Annotated in this window: 14 protein-coding genes and 1 rRNA gene; 1 reads left to right on the top strand and 14 read right to left on the bottom strand. The window is 73.9% G+C overall.

Features of this window, described 5'->3' with window-relative positions:
- The 14 genes from ACF1ED_RS03925 to ACF1ED_RS03860 all read right to left on the bottom strand — a co-directional run.
- Positions 1-356, bottom strand: a 16S ribosomal RNA gene (locus tag ACF1ED_RS03925); the annotation flags it as partial.
- Between the two features lie 546 nt (positions 357-902).
- Complete coding sequence (locus ACF1ED_RS03920) at positions 903-1,097, bottom strand: hypothetical protein (protein ID WP_390073196.1); 195 nt, start codon at positions 1,095-1,097, stop codon at positions 903-905.
- A gap of 118 nt (positions 1,098-1,215) precedes the next feature.
- Positions 1,216-1,884 carry an ABC transporter ATP-binding protein gene (locus ACF1ED_RS03915; protein WP_391756781.1) on the bottom strand — a complete coding sequence of 223 codons (669 nt, stop codon included), beginning with the start codon at positions 1,882-1,884 and terminating at the stop codon, positions 1,216-1,218.
- On the bottom strand, positions 1,877-2,869 hold the full coding sequence (locus tag ACF1ED_RS03910; protein WP_391756780.1) for an ABC transporter ATP-binding protein: 993 nt from the start codon (positions 2,867-2,869) through the stop codon (positions 1,877-1,879). Before ACF1ED_RS03910 ends, ACF1ED_RS03915 begins: the two co-directional genes overlap by 8 nt.
- Entirely contained in the window at positions 2,866-3,702 is an 837-nt protein-coding gene (locus tag ACF1ED_RS03905) for an ABC transporter permease (RefSeq protein WP_391756779.1), read from the bottom strand. Before ACF1ED_RS03905 ends, ACF1ED_RS03910 begins: the two co-directional genes overlap by 4 nt.
- Positions 3,695-4,687 (bottom strand): ABC transporter permease, encoded by a 993-nt coding sequence (locus ACF1ED_RS03900; protein WP_391756778.1) that lies wholly within the window; start codon positions 4,685-4,687, stop codon positions 3,695-3,697. Before ACF1ED_RS03900 ends, ACF1ED_RS03905 begins: the two co-directional genes overlap by 8 nt.
- Positions 4,684-6,318, bottom strand: a complete 1,635-nt coding sequence (locus ACF1ED_RS03895) for an ABC transporter substrate-binding protein (RefSeq protein WP_391756777.1) — start codon at positions 6,316-6,318, stop codon at positions 4,684-4,686. Before ACF1ED_RS03895 ends, ACF1ED_RS03900 begins: the two co-directional genes overlap by 4 nt.
- 198 nt (positions 6,319-6,516) lie before the next feature.
- Positions 6,517-7,650 (bottom strand): glutamate--cysteine ligase, encoded by a 1,134-nt coding sequence (locus tag ACF1ED_RS03890; RefSeq protein ID WP_391756776.1) that lies wholly within the window; start codon positions 7,648-7,650, stop codon positions 6,517-6,519.
- Between the two features lie 123 nt (positions 7,651-7,773).
- The gene (locus ACF1ED_RS03885) at positions 7,774-7,959 is read right to left on the bottom strand and encodes a hypothetical protein (RefSeq protein WP_391756775.1); all 186 of its coding nucleotides are present in this window, start codon (positions 7,957-7,959) and stop codon (positions 7,774-7,776) included.
- A 15-nt stretch (positions 7,960-7,974) separates the two neighbouring features.
- Positions 7,975-8,391, bottom strand: a complete 417-nt coding sequence (locus tag ACF1ED_RS03880) for a CBS domain-containing protein (protein WP_391756774.1) — start codon at positions 8,389-8,391, stop codon at positions 7,975-7,977.
- 187 nt (positions 8,392-8,578) lie between these two features.
- Positions 8,579-9,664, bottom strand: a complete 1,086-nt coding sequence (locus tag ACF1ED_RS03875) for an acyl-CoA dehydrogenase family protein (protein WP_391756773.1) — start codon at positions 9,662-9,664, stop codon at positions 8,579-8,581.
- Positions 9,661-10,845: an acyl-CoA dehydrogenase family protein gene (locus ACF1ED_RS03870; RefSeq protein WP_391756772.1), complete on the bottom strand. Its 1,185-nt coding sequence runs from the start codon at positions 10,843-10,845 to the stop codon at positions 9,661-9,663. Before ACF1ED_RS03870 ends, ACF1ED_RS03875 begins: the two co-directional genes overlap by 4 nt.
- On the bottom strand, positions 10,842-11,810 hold the full coding sequence (locus tag ACF1ED_RS03865; RefSeq protein WP_391756771.1) for an NADPH:quinone oxidoreductase family protein: 969 nt from the start codon (positions 11,808-11,810) through the stop codon (positions 10,842-10,844). Before ACF1ED_RS03865 ends, ACF1ED_RS03870 begins: the two co-directional genes overlap by 4 nt.
- 70 nt (positions 11,811-11,880) lie before the next feature.
- Entirely contained in the window at positions 11,881-12,468 is a 588-nt protein-coding gene (locus ACF1ED_RS03860; protein WP_391756770.1) for a helix-turn-helix domain-containing protein, read from the bottom strand.
- 67 nt (positions 12,469-12,535) lie between these two features.
- On the opposite strand from ACF1ED_RS03860, the gene ACF1ED_RS03855 reads away from it, so the two are divergent.
- Positions 12,536-13,498, top strand: coding sequence for an NAD(P)/FAD-dependent oxidoreductase (locus ACF1ED_RS03855; protein ID WP_391756769.1), 963 nt, complete (start codon positions 12,536-12,538; stop codon positions 13,496-13,498).
- The last annotated feature ends 111 nt before the right edge of the window (positions 13,499-13,609 follow it).

Raw genomic sequence — 13,609 nt, 5'->3', positions numbered from 1 at the left:
TTCCCCACTGCTGCCTCCCGTAGGAGTCTGGGCCGTGTCTCAGTCCCAGTGTGGCCGGTCGCCCTCTCAGGCCGGCTACCCGTCGTCGCCTTGGTAGGCCATTACCCCACCAACAAGCTGATAGGCCGCGGGCTCATCCTTCACCGCCGGAGCTTTCAACCAGCTCCCATGCGGAAGCCGGTGTTATCCGGTATTAGACCCCGTTTCCAGGGCTTGTCCCAGAGTGAAGGGCAGATTGCCCACGTGTTACTCACCCGTTCGCCACTAATCCACCCCGAAGGGCTTCATCGTTCGACTTGCATGTGTTAAGCACGCCGCCAGCGTTCGTCCTGAGCCAGGATCAAACTCTCCGTGAATGTTTACCCGTGATCGGGTGACACTCGCGTTGAGCGGGACAGACGGACCGGAATAGGGCCCGCTGTCCACAGCGTCCTCGCTGTGTTTTGTTTCAAAGGAACCTCGGCCATCCGAAGATGGACGGGGTATCAACTAATCTGGCGTTGATTTTTGGCACGCTGTTGAGTTCTCAAGGTGCGGACGCTTCCTTCGTTCCCGTTTCCGGGCCCTCCGGGCGCTTCCTTCGTTTCCGACTCTATCAGACGCTTTCGGCGCCCGATTCCCAGTCGAAGGGGGTTGTCTTTCCGGCTTTCGGGCCGTTCCGACGAGTGAGACTTTAGCGGATTCCCCGCCCCCGATGCGAATCGGGGGTTTGGAACCTCATTTCGCAAAAACGAACGGAAAGCAGAACGACACGACGAATCGTGGTCGTAAGGCTCGTTGGTTCCTGCGGAATGGCCGTCCGGGGCCGACCGGAGTCGGTACTCACGTCGGACAGCCCGCAGAACATTACGGACCGGGCGGGTCGGTGTCAACCCTGGAGGTCGGAGGCCACGTGCGGGTGATCACGGACGGAGGCTGGACACGACCTCGGCGGTGGCGGCCACCCCGTTCTGGATCGTGGGGGCCATGCTCGTGCCGGCCAGGAAGAAGCCGAGCAGGGCGCAGACGACGGCGTGGGTGACCTTGAGGCCGCCGCTGCGCAGGAAGATCACGGTCAGTACGAGGAGCAGCACCACCACGGAAACGGAAACGGCCATCGGTCTCACGTCCTTCGTCTGCCGCACCGGAATTGCGGCGTTCGGCGGACAGTGTGGCGGAATGGGCGATCCGTCCGGGGGAACGGCGGGGCGGCCATACGGGTGAGATCCGCGTGGATCATGCGCCGGGGGCCGGGAGGCAGTCCCTCCACTCCACCGTGCGGTCGCACCAGCGGTTCAGGAGGACGCGGTCGTGGCCGACGGCGAGGAGGCCTGCGCCGGTCTCCCGGCGGTAGGACTCGACGGCGGCGACGAGGGCTGCCGTGGTGGAGGCGTCGAGCATCGCGGTCATCTCGTCGCAGACCAGCCAGCGGGGCCTCAGGCTGAGCGCGCGGGCGAGGCAGGCGCGCTGGAGCTGTCCGTCGCTGACCGCGTGGGGACGGCGGGTCAGGAGTTCGGGGGTGAGGCCGACGGCGGGGGCGAGCTCGGCGACCCGGGCGGCCGCCTCGGCCTTGCGGCCGGTGGCGCGCAGGGGCTCGGCGATGAGGTCGGCGAGGGAGAGCCGGGGGTCGGCGGCGGTGCGGGGCTGCTGGAAGACGACGCCGACGGCGGTGCGCTGCTCGCGCGGGGCGCGGTGGCGCCAGGCGGTGACCTCGGCGCCGTCGAGGACGAGGCGGCCGGCGTCGGGGCGGTGGAGGAGGGCGGCGACGCGGGCGAGGGTGGACTTGCCGCAGCCGCTGGGGCCGAGGAGACCGACGGACTCACCGGGGGCCAGGCTGAGGGAGGCGCCGCGGAAGACCGGCTTGCGGGGGTCGTAGCCGGCGGTGACGGAGTCGAGTTCAAGCACGGGACCGCTCCGGGTGGTGGCAGGCCACGCCGGCACGGAGGGCCGGGACGGTGGCGCAGAGATCGGTGGCGCGGGGGCAGCGGGCGGCGAAGGCGCAGCCTTCGGGGAGGTCGGAGAGTTCCGGCGGCATGCCGGGGATGGGGGTGAAGGCGCGGTCGGGGAGGGCGTCGAGGAGGCCGCGGGCGTAGGGGTGGGTGGGGCCGGCGGTGCCGAAGAAGCGGTGGGCGGGCGCGATCTCGACGATCCGGCCGGCGTACATGACGGCCACCCGGTCGGCGATGCGAGCGGCGGCGGCCAGGTCGTGGGTGATGAGGAGCAGGCCGCGGCCGTCGTCGGCGTGGCGCCGCAGTTCGTCGGCGGTGCGCTCGACGAGGTCGCGGTCGAGGCCGGTGGTGGGTTCGTCGGCGAGGAGCAGCGGGGCGTCGCCGATGAGGGCGAGGGCGGTGGCGGCGCGCTGGGCGAGGCCGCCGGAGAGTTCGTGGGGGTAGGCGTCGAGGTGGGTGGCGGGGAAGGCCACCCGCTCGGCGGCGTCCTCGGCCGCCTTGCGGCGCCCGGGGCGCGGGGTGTCGGTGAGGGCCCGGACGGTCTCCTCCAGGTGCGCGCGGACGGTGCGGACCGGGGTGAGGTGGGCGGCGGGGCTCTGGGGGACGAGGCCGACGCGGCGGCCCCGTACGGAGCGGGCGAGGGTCTTCTCGTCGGCGGCGAGCAGGTCCGTGCCGTGGACGAGGGCGGTGCCGCTGGTCTCGGCGTTGGCGGGGAGGAGGCCGAGGAGGGCGGAGGCGAGGACGGACTTGCCGCAGCCGGATTCGCCGACGAGGGCCAGGCACTCCCCCGGCGCCAGGTCGAAGTCGGCGTCGGTGACGGCGGCGACGGTCCGTCCGCCGCGGAGGCGGAAGCGGACGGTGAGGCCGCGGACGCTGAGGAGGGCGTCCTCGGCGCGTTCGGCGGTGACGGCGTCCAGGGCGCGCGCGACGCGGGCGTTCACAGCATCAGCTCCGATCGGCGGCGGGGGTTGAGGCGGTCGCGCCAGACGCCGGCGAGGCCGGCTATGGCGAGGGTGGGGAGGATGAGGAAGAGGCCGGGGAAGAGGGTGGGCCACCAGGCGCCGGAGAGGAGGGAGGAGCGGGCGGACTGGACGAGGTTGCCGAGGCTGGCCTGGTGGCTGGGGAGGCCGAGGCCGAGGAAGGACAGGGCGGACTCGTGCCACATGGCGTGCGGGACCATCAGGACGGCGGCGAGGCCGGCCTGGGGCAGGACCGCCGGCAGGAGGTGGCGGGTGGCCACGCGGCGGCGGGAGGCGCCGCCGGAGATCGCGGCCTCGATGTGGGGCCGGGTGCGCAGGGAGAGGACCTCGGAGCGGACGATCCGGGCGGTGGAGAGCCAGTGGGTGACCGCCACGGAGGCGATGACGGGCCAGACGCCGGGCCGGAAGAGGGCGACGACGAAGATGCCGAGGAGCAGGTGCGGCACGGAGGAGAAGGCGTCGACGAGCCGCATGAGGGTGCGGTCGGTCCAGCCGCCGAGGGCGCCCGCCGCGGCGCCGACGGCGGTGCCGAGGACGGTGGCGACGAGGGCGGCGACGAGGCCGACGAGGAGCGAGATCCGGAGGCCGTAGACACAGCGGAGGAGGAGGTCGCGGCCGACGTCGTCGGTGCCGAAGGGGTGGTCCCAGGAGGGCGGGAGGAGCTTCTGGGAGAGGTCGACGGCCTGCTCGTCGAGCTGGACGAGCGGGGGGACGAGGAGGACCGCGAGGACGACGGCGCCGACGACGAGCGCGGAGGTCCACAGGCGGAGGCGGTGGGTGCGGGGGTCAGCCATCGAAGCCCACCCTCGGGTCGGCGAGTCCGTAGAGGAGGTCGGAGAGGAGGTTGCCGAGGAGGACGGCCGCGGTGGCGAGCACGGTGAGTGCGGCGAGCAGCGGGAAGTCGACGGCGGTGGCGGCCTGGACGGTCGCGGCGGCGATGCCGGGCCAGCTGAAGACGGTCTCCACGAGGAGGGCTCCGGTGATGAGCTCGGGGACGCGGGAGCCGATGAGGGTGAGCATCGGGAGCATGCCGGAACGCAGGGCGTGGCCGGTGAGGACGGTGCGTTCGGCGAGGCCGCGGGCGCGGGCGCCGCGGACCGGGTCCTCGTCGAGGGCGTCGCCGACGCCCTGGCGGACGTACAGGAAGAACCAGGGGAGCTGGGAGACGCCGAGGACGAGGGCGGGGAGGATCAGGTGGCGGGCGACCTGGTCGGGGGTGACGGTGTCGCTGGCGGTGTCGGTGAGGCCGCCGGCGGGCAGGACGCCGAGTTCGAGGGCGAAGAACCAGATGGCGAGGAGGCCGAGCCAGAAGGCGGGGGCGGCTTCCAGGGTGTAGGCGAGGGTGCTCACGGTCCGGTCGAGGAGGCCGCCGCGGCGGCGTCCGGCGAGGACGCCGAGGAGGGTGCCGAGGGCGATCGCGACGAGGAAGGCGGTGACGGCGAGGAGGACGGACCAGCCGAGGCGTTCGGTGATGACGTCGGCGACGGGGCGGCGCATGACGGCGGAGTCGCCGAGGTCGCCGGTGACGGCCGAGGTGAGCCAGTCCCACCAGCGGGTGAGGAGGGGCTGGTCGACGCCGAGGTTGTGGCGGAGCTGGTCGAGGTTCTCCTGCGAGGCGGTGAGGCCGGCGGTGCCGGCGTACGCCTTGACGGGATCGAAGGGGGAGGCTTCGGCGACCGCGAAGACGGCGAGGGTGACGCCGAGGAGGACGGGGACGGCGGCGAGGGCGCGCCGTCCCGTCATCCGGGCCATGGCCCCCCAGGGGAGGCGGCGGCTCACTTCTTCGCGTCTCCGGTGTTCTTGGGCTGCCAGGCCTCGACGTTCCACCAGGGGCCGGCGGCGAGTCCGTGGTCGTGGGGTTCGAGCTGGGTGGTGAGCGGGGCGCCCTTGGCGTCGGAGGTCCAGGCGTCGTTCACGACGTAGAGGTGGTCGATGTGGGTGAGGAAGGTGTAGCCGGGGTTCTTGACGAGTTCGCGCTGGACGGTGTCGTACGCGGCCTTGCGCTTGGCGTGGTCGTTCGTGCGGCGGCCGTCCTCCAGGGCGCGGTCGACGGCCTCGTTGTCGTACCAGGCCATGTTGTTGAAGCCGTCGCCGGCGAGGGTGGACTTGAGCAGGAGGTACTGGTCGAAGTCGGGGTCGCCGGGGGAGCCGCCGCCGGCGAGGACGGCGTCGGTCTTCATGCGGGGCTCGATGACCTCCCAGGTGCCGGCCTGGGTCTTGATCTCGATGCCGGCCTTGCGGGCGTCGGAGGCGTAGGCGAGGGCGTGGTCCTGGCGGAGCTTGTCGCCGGAGAGGTACCAGAGGGGGAAGGAGGCGCGGACGCCGTTCTTGACGCGGACGCCGTCGGCGCCGGGCTTCCAGCCGGCCTCGTCGAGGATCTTCTGGGCGCCGGCGAGGTCGTGGCGGCGCTCGGTGCCCTGGGTGAACCAGGGGCTGTCGGTGGGGACGGGGCCGTAGGCGGGCTTGCCGGCGCCTTCGAGGATCTTGTCGACCATGGTGCGGCGGTCGACGGCGATGTCGAGGGCGCGGCGGACGGCGGTGTCGCCGGCGACGGGGTTGTGGGTGGGGAGGGTGACCGTGCGGTAGTCGTAGGTCCTGGCCGCGTAGGTCCTCTTCGCCTTGTCGTCGCCGAAGCCGGCGGCGAGGTTGGGCGGGAGGATGGCGCCGTCGAGGTCGCCGGCGCGCAGGCGGGTGGCGCGGACGTCGTCGTCCTTGATGATCGCCATGGTGAACTTCTTGACCGCGGGGGCGCCGTTCCAGTACTTCGGGTTGGCCTTGAAGCTGAGCTTCTCGCCCTTGGACCAGCCGGTGAGGACGTAGGGGCCGGTGCCGATGGGCTCGGTGGTGAAGGCGCCGGTGTTGACGTCCTGCTTGCCGGCGACGTGCTCGGGGGCGATGGCGTGGACGGTGCGCTCGGCGAAGGGGGCGTAGGGGTACTTGAGGCGGAAGACCACGGTGTCGTCGCCGACGGACTCGACGCTCTTGAGGGCGTCGAGTTCGGTGCGGGAGGGGTTGTTGGTCTTCGGGTCGAGGATCGTCCGGTAGGTGAAGACGACGTCCTTGGCGGTGAAGGGCGCGCCGTCGCTGAAGGTGACGTCGTCGCGGAGGGTGTACGTGTAGGTGAGACCGCCGTCGCTGATGTGCGGGAGCTCGGCGGCGAGGGCCGGCTTCAGCTTCATGTCGGCGTCGAAGGCGAGGAGGCCGTCGAAGATCTTGGAGTTGCCGTCCTTGCCGTAGCCGAGGAGGGGGCTGAGGGTGTCGGGTTCGTAGGCGATGCCGACGACCGCGGAGTCCTTGGGTCCGCCGGAGCCGGCGGTGTCGGCGCCGGGGTTCGTGCAGGCCGCGACGGTGAGGGCGAGAGCCCCCGTGACTATCGCGGCGGTCGCGCGGCGAACGGATCGGGCGGCCATCGGTCCACACCCCTCTTGAAGATCAGCTGTTGTTGCGATGAGTTTGCAATTAAACAGCATGTAAGGGAGGGGGTTAAGACGGGGTCCTTACCGAAGGTCTTGCCGCCCGCGCCCGCCGCCGCCGAGGCGGGAGGCGGGCTCGGGCGTCCGGCTCGGGTGTCGGGGGCGGTTGTCAGGTGCGGGCGTCAGGTACGAGTGTCAGTCGCGGGTGTCCTCGACGGTGAGGCGGGCGCACGCGCGGACGACCTCCCTGAGGTCCCCGCTCTCCTCGTACAGCTCCCGCTGGCGCCGCGCGCCGCCGCCGTGCGCCAGCAGGTCCTTGACCGCGCCCCGGGCCGCGTCGAGGTCGCCGGTCTCGCGCAGGGCGGTCTCGACGTGGGCGAGCAGGGCCTCGAAGGCGACGTCCGGCGGCACCTGCCGCAGGGTCCCCGGGTGCAGCAGCGGTCCCTCGGGCCCGGAGCGCGCGGCCTGCCACGAGGCGAGCCGGAGCATGGACACCGAGACGTCGGGGGCCGGCTCGCCGGCCCGCCAGGCCCTCGCCCCGGTCTCGACGAGGCCCCGGGCGAGGGTGGCCACCAGCACGGCGGTGGCGGGGGCGAGGCAGACGTCGGCGACGCGCAGCTCGACCGTGGGGAAGTTGTGCGACAGGCGGGCGTCGAAGTAGATCATCCCCTGGTCCCGCAGGACCCCGGTGGCCAGCATGTCCCGCACCCTGGCGTGGTAGCCGGCCGCCCCGCCGAAGGGCTCGTAGGGGCCGGCCGACGGGAACCGGTTCCAGACGCGGCTGCGGTAGCCGGCGTATCCGGTGTCCTGGCCCTGCCAGAAGGGCGAGTTGGCGCTGAGGGCGTTGAGCAGCGGGAGCCACGGCCGGATCCGGTCGAGGACCGCCGCGCCCTCCTCGTCGGACGCGACCGAGACGTGCACGTGGCAGCCGCCCGTGAGCTGCTCATCGGTGGTGAGCGCGAACTGCTCGGCCATCCACCGGTAGCGCGGGCCGAGGTTGCGGGAGGGCTCCACCGGCAGCGGCGAGGTCGCCAGCGCCGCGACCCGGGCGCCGACGCCCTCGGCGTGCCGCGCGGCCTCGCCCCGCAGGCGCACGATCTCGTCGTGGAGGGCGGTCATGTCGTCCAGGGGGCGGGTGGCGAACTCCAGCTGCTCCTGGTGCAGCTCCTTCTCGAAGACGTCGGCCGCGTCGGACTCGGCGGCGGCCGCCGAGGCGAGGACCGCCGAGGACAGGGCGAGCGGCTCGCCGGTGCGGGAGCTCACGAGGAGGAGTTCCTCCTCCACCCCGACCGTCCGGGGGGAGAGCTGGGGGGAGGTCGGCTCGGTCACGCGGTCTTCCTTCCGGGCGGGCGCCCCGCGGCGGCGGTCCGCACGCGCGGGGCCGGGTGCGCGGGGGGCGCGGGGGGGGTGGGTCGGGGTCGCAGGGGGTGGGCGGCGGGCGCGGGGCGCCGGTCAGCGGGCGGCGCCGTCGGCGGGCGGCGGGCCGGGGTTCCGGCCCCGGCGGGCCGCCGCCTCGGACCGCGCCTCCTCCTGGAGGCGGCGGCCCCGCGCGCGTCTCGCCGGGTCCTGGAGGGCCTTGCCGTCGGACTCCGTCTTCAGGCCTCGGCAGCGCTTCAGCGCGGTGGAGAGCATGCCCATGGGGCGCCTTTCGGGTCAGCCGACGGAGAGGGCTTCGAGCAGGTCGCCGACCTGGGGATCGGGCAGGGCCCGGGCGACGTCGGCCTGGGCGACGATGCCGACGAGACGGTGTCCGTCGATGACCGGCAGGCGGCGGACCTGGTGCTCGGCCATCGTGCGGAGGATCTCCGCCGCGTCGTCGTCGGCCCCGATGGTGACCGCCTCGCCCTGGGCGAGCTCCCCCGCCGCGCAGGCGGCCGGGTCCTTGCCCTCGCCGAGGACCTTCACCACGATGTCGCGGTCGGTCAGCATCCCCTTCAGCCTGTCGTCCGCGCCGCAGACGGGCAGGGCGCCGACGTCCAGTTCCTTCATCCTGCGGGCCGCGTCGAGGACGGAGTCGCGTTCGTCGACGCACTCCGCGCCCTGCGTCATGATCTCGCGCGCGGTCGTCATGATGGTCACTCCAGACTTTTCCTGAGGCTCCTGAGGTGTTCGTGCCCGCACGCCTGCCCGGGTTTCGCCGGTGAACACGCTTTTTCTCCGGAAACGTCTCGTCGCGGCGGAACGCCGAAGGCCCCGTCCGGGACACGGACGGGGCCGGGAGGCGGGCGCCGGAAGGGCCCGGGGGCGGGGCCGGAGCCTAGGCCGGGGCCGGGAGGTCCACCAGGGCGGCGATCACGTCCTGGTGGTGGCCGGCCGAGCCGAGGGCGAGCTGGTCGGCCTTGGCCCGCTTGAGCGCGAGGTGGGCCGGGTGCTCCCAGGTCATGCCGATCCCGCCGTGCAGCTGGACGCACTCCTCGGCGGCGCGGACGGCCACCCCGGAGCAGTACGCCTGGGCCACGGCCACCGTCAGCTCGGCGTCGGCCGCTCCGGCGGCGAGGGCGTCGGCGGCGGCGCGGGCGGCGGCCCGGGCTCCGACGAGGTCCAGCCACAGCTGCGCCATCCGGTGCTTGAGCGCCTGGAAGGAGCCGACCGGCCGGTTGAACTGGTACCGCTCCCTGGTGTGCCGGACGGTCTCCTCCAGGCACCACTCGGCGAGGCCCAGCTGCTCGGAGGCGAGCAGTCCCGCCCCGGCGAGGAGGCCGCGCCGCACCGCCGCCCCGGCTTCCCCGGGGCCGGCCAGGAGGGTGCCGGGCGCCGTGCCCGCGTCGACGACGGCGAGCGGGCGGGTGAGGTCGAGCGGGGTGAGGGGGGTGACGGCGGCCTCGGCGGCGGGCACGGCGTACAGGCCGTCGGGGCGGGGCACGAGGAGGACGTCGGCGGCCTGCGCGTCGGCGACGGCCCGCACGGGGCCGGTGGCCCCGAAGGGCGTCCCGGGCGCGGTGGTGAAGGGGACGGCGAGGACGGCGGTCTTCTCCCCCGCCGCCAGCTCGGCGAGGAGGGCGGCGGCCGGGCCGTCGGCCGCGCCGAGCGCGAGCAGGGTCTCGGTGGCGACGACGGCACTGGTCAGGTACGGCGCCGGGGCCACCGCGCGGCCCAGCTCCTCCAGGACCACCGCGGCCTCCCGGTGGCTCGCGCCCTGGCCGCCGAGCTTCTCGGGGACGAGGAGGCCGGCGGCGCCGATGCCCTCGGCGAGGGCCGGCCACAGACCGGCGGGGTACGGGTCGCCGGTCTCGATCCGGTCGAGCACGGCCTGGTGGCCGGCCCGGTCGGCGAGCAGGGAGCGGACGGCGTCCCGCAGGGCGTCCTCGGTGTCGGAGTAGAGGAGGTCCGGCTCGTGGCTCATCGGGCGAGGTCCTTCCAGGGGACGTCCTTGTCGTTGCGGGGCTCCGGCGGGAGTCCGAGGACCCGCTCGGCGACGATGTTGAGCAGCACCTCGCTGGTGCCGCCCTCGATCGAGTTGCCCTTGGAGCGCAGGTAGCGGTAGCCCGCGTCGCGCCCGGTGAAGTCGACCAGTTCGGGGCGGCGCATGGTCCAGTCGTCGTACAGCAGGCCGTCGTCGGCGAGGAGTTCGACCTCCAGGCCGCTGATGGCCTGGTTGAGGCGGGCGAAGGCGAGCTTCATGGCGCTGCCCTCGGGGCCGGGCTGTCCCGCGACGAGCTGCTGGCGCAGCCGCTCGCCGGTGAAGCGGGCCACCTCGGCGTCGACCCAGAGGTCGAGGAGCCGGCGGTGCAGGGCGTGGGTGCGCGTCTCGGGGCGGTCGCGCCAGACGGCGGCGGCCTTGCCGATCATGCCCCCTTCGCGGGGGATGCGGGCGCCGCCGATGGAGACCCGCTCGTTCATGAGGGTGGTCTGGGCGACCCGCCAGCCGTCGCCGGTGTCGCCGAGGCGGTGGGCGTCGGGGATGCGGACGCCGGTGAGGAAGACCTCGTTGAACTCGGCCTCGCCGGTGATCTGGCGCAGCGGCCTGACCTCGACGCCGGGGTCGGTCATGTCGCAGACGAAGTAGGTGATGCCGCGGTGCTTGGGCAGGTCGGGGTCGGTGCGGGCGATGAGGATGGCCCAGCGGGCGGTGTGGGCGCTGGAGGTCCACACCTTCTGGCCGTCGACCACCCAGTCTCCCCCGCCGTCCCTGACCGCGCGGGTGCCGAGGGCGGCGAGGTCGGAGCCGGCGCCGGGTTCGCTGAAGAGCTGGCACCAGACCTCCTCGCCGGTCCACAGCGGGCGCAGGAAGCGGGCCTTGACCTCGTCGGAGCCGTAGGCGAGGAGGGTGGGGGCGGCCATGCCGAGGCCGATGCCGATGCGGCGGGGGTCGTTGTCGGGGGCGCCGGCGGCGGTGAGTTCGGCGTCGACGACGGCCTGGAGGGCGCGGGGGGCGTCGAGTCCGCCGAGGCCGACGGGGTAGTGGACCCAGGCGAGGCCGGCGTCGAAGCGGGCGCGGAGGAAGTCGAGCCGGTCGGTGGTGGCGGGCGGGTGCGCGGCGAGCAGCGCCCGGGTGCGCTCCTGGAGTGCGGCGGCGTCGGTCATGCGCGGGCTCCTTCCGGGAGGACGACCAGGCGGCCGGTGGTGGTGCCGTCGGCGACGCGCTGGACGGCGTCGGCCGCGCCGGCGAAGGGGACGCGTTCGGCGACGAGCGGCTTGACGACGCCCTTGGCGGCGAGCACGGTGAGGGTGTCGTGGCACTGGAGGACGGCGGCCGGGTCGAGCCGGGCGTAGAGGCCCCAGTGGAGGCCCATGATCGTGTAGTTCTTCACCAGGGCGTGGTTGAGGGCGGGGGTGGGGATGGTGCCGCTCGCGAAGCCGACGACGACGATCCGGCCCTCGAAGGCGACGCATTTCGCGGACTGCTGGTAGGCCTCGCCGCCGACCGGGTCGTAGATCACGTCGGCGCCGCGGCCGCCGGTGGCGGCCTTGACGGCGGCGACGACGTCCTCGGAGCGGCGGTCGATGACCACGTCGCAGCCGAGGGCGCGGGCGACGGCGGCCTTGGCGGGGCCGCCGGCCACGCCGATGACGGTGGCGCCGGCGGCCTTGCCGAGCTGGACGGCGGCGCTGCCGACGCCGCCGGCGGCGGCGTGCACGAGGAGGGTCTCGCCCTCCTTGAGGGCGGCGCGGCGGTGGAGGCCGAACCAGCCGGTCTGGTAGCCGATGTGGAGGGCGGCGGCCTCGGCGTCGTCGAGGGCGTCGGGGGCCGGGAGGAGGCCGGCGGCGTCGGCGAGGGCGTGGTCGGCGAAGCCGCCGTGCGGGAGGGCCGCGGTGGCGATGACGCGGCGGCCGTCCGCGGTCTCGCCGCAGATCTCGACGCCGGGGGTGAAGGGGAGCGGCGGCCGGACCTGGTAGTGGCCGCGGCAGAGCAGCGCGTCGGGGAAGTTGACGTTGGCGGCGCGGACCCTGAGGAGGACCTGGCCGGGTCCGGGGTCGGGGAGGTCCACCTCCTCGCGGCGCATCACCGCGCCGGGTTCGCCGTTCTCGTGCACTCGCCATGCCTGCATCCGTCGAGCCTCCGTCCGTACCGAGCGGTCGGGCGCATACTAAGCGGTCGCTTGCCTTCTGGGGAACCACTCAGCCGGACTTCTTGGGCCGCGCCCTCACGTGCATCCGCTCGCCCTGCGGCCCGTACAGGCTCAGGAACTCCACCGGTCCGTCGGCGGTCGGGCCGAACCAGTGCGGCACCCGGGTGTCGAACTCGGCGGCCTCGCCGGCGGTCAGCACCACGTCGTGCTCCCCCAGGACGAGCCTCAGCCTCCCGGAGAGGACGTACAGCCACTCGTACCCCTCGTGGACCCGCGGGTCCGGCTGCTCGGACGCCTTCTCCTGGATCACCTTGTACGCCTGGAGGCCCCCGGGCTGGCGGGTGAGCGGGTACATCGTGCGGCCGTGCCGGACGATCGGCCGGGCCCGCACCCGGGGATCGCCGACCGGCGGGGCGCCGACCAGCTCGTCCAGCGGGACCTGGTGGGCGCGGGCGAGCGGGAGGAGCAGTTCGAGGCTCGGTCTGCGCTGTCCGGACTCCAGGCGGGAGAGGGTGGAGACGGAGATGCCGGTGGCGGCGGAGAGCTCGGCCAGGGTCACCCCGCGGTCGCGGCGGACCCGGCGCAGCCGGGGGCCCACTTCGGTGAGCACGGCGTCGATGCGGTCGTCTTCGGTCATGCGTCCAGTGTTGCAGGAACGGCAAGTTTCCTTGCCGTCGGGCCCGGTCCGGGGCGAGGCTCACGGCATGAACGCACCCCTGGGAGAGAACATGGACGAGAACGCCTACGAGGTCGTGGTGATCGGCGGCGGGGCGGCCGGACTGAGCGCCGGGCTGATCCTCGGCCGGTCGCGGCGGCGCACCCTGGTCGTCGACGCGGGCGAGCCGCGCAACGCGCCCAGCGCCCACATGCAGGGCTATCTGTCGCGGGACGGCATGAGCCCTGCGGAGTTCCTCGCGGCGGGCCGCCGCGAGCTGCTGGAGTACGGGGTCGAGGTCCGGCCCGGCGAGGTGACGGCGGCCGCGGCGGACGGCGGGGGCTTCGCCCTCGGGCTCGCCGACGGCACCGCGCTGACCGCCCGGCGGCTGGTCGTCGCCACCGGTCTCGTCGACGAGCTGCCCGAGATCGAGGGACTGGCCGAGCGGTGGGGCCGGGACGTGCTGCACTGCCCGTACTGCCACGGCTGGGAGGTCCGCGACCGGGCGTTCGGGGTGATCGCCGGCGCGGCGATGCCGGCCCACCAGGCGCTGATGGTCTCGCACTGGTCCCCCGACGTGACGCTCTTCCTGAACGGCGCCGAGGTCACGGAGGAGGACGCCCGGCTGCTCGCCGCGGCGGGCGTCAGGACCGTGGAGGGCGCGGTCGAGGCGATCGTGACGGAGGACGACCGGCTGACCGGGGTCCGGCTCGCCGACGGGCGGACCGTCGGCCGCGAGGTGGTCTTCGCGGCGGCCACCCGGCTCGTCACCCGCGACGGGGTGCTGCGGCAGCTGGGCGCCGAGCTGTACGAGACGCCCTTCGGGTCCTTCGTGAAGGTGGACGAGACCGGCCGGACGAGCGTGCCGGGCGTGTGGGCGGCGGGGAACGTGACCGGCCCGACCGAGCAGGTCGTCAACGCGGCGGGCGCGGGCTACCGGGCCGGCACGGTGATCAACGCCGAGCTGCTGATGGGCGATCTGGCCGCCCGGGCGGACGGGCTCCCCCGCTGACCCGTGCGCCGGTCGGATGAACCGCCCCGGCTGCGGTCGCGTCGCCCGGACGGAGGCCCGAGGATCGGCCATGGTGGCCGGAAACCGGCCCGGAGGCAGGACGACGGAAGG

Source organism: Streptomyces sp. NPDC014656 (assembly GCF_043084305.1).
GTDB lineage: Bacteria > Actinomycetota > Actinomycetes > Streptomycetales > Streptomycetaceae > Streptomyces.
This window is presented reverse-complemented; position numbering and strand designations above follow the sequence as displayed.

Bases quoted from the DNA above. Each gene is read 5' to 3' on its own strand.
- ACF1ED_RS03920 (WP_390073196.1), bottom strand. From the start codon at position 1,097: ATGGCCGTTTCCGTTTCCGTGGTGGTGCTGCTCCTCGTACTGACCGTG.
- ACF1ED_RS03905 (WP_391756779.1), bottom strand. From the start codon at position 3,702: ATGGCTGACCCCCGCACCCACCGCCTCCGCCTGTGGACCTCCGCGCTC.
- ACF1ED_RS03895 (WP_391756777.1), bottom strand. From the start codon at position 6,318: ATGGCCGCCCGATCCGTTCGCCGCGCGACCGCCGCGATAGTCACGGGG.
- ACF1ED_RS03885 (WP_391756775.1), bottom strand. From the start codon at position 7,959: ATGGGCATGCTCTCCACCGCGCTGAAGCGCTGCCGAGGCCTGAAGACG.
- ACF1ED_RS03880 (WP_391756774.1), bottom strand. From the start codon at position 8,391: ATGACGACCGCGCGCGAGATCATGACGCAGGGCGCGGAGTGCGTCGAC.
- ACF1ED_RS03875 (WP_391756773.1), bottom strand. From the start codon at position 9,664: ATGAGCCACGAGCCGGACCTCCTCTACTCCGACACCGAGGACGCCCTG.
- ACF1ED_RS03870 (WP_391756772.1), bottom strand. From the start codon at position 10,845: ATGACCGACGCCGCCGCACTCCAGGAGCGCACCCGGGCGCTGCTCGCC.
- ACF1ED_RS03865 (WP_391756771.1), bottom strand. From the start codon at position 11,810: ATGCAGGCATGGCGAGTGCACGAGAACGGCGAACCCGGCGCGGTGATG.
- ACF1ED_RS03860 (WP_391756770.1), bottom strand. From the start codon at position 12,468: ATGACCGAAGACGACCGCATCGACGCCGTGCTCACCGAAGTGGGCCCC.
- ACF1ED_RS03855 (WP_391756769.1), top strand. From the start codon at position 12,536: ATGAACGCACCCCTGGGAGAGAACATGGACGAGAACGCCTACGAGGTC.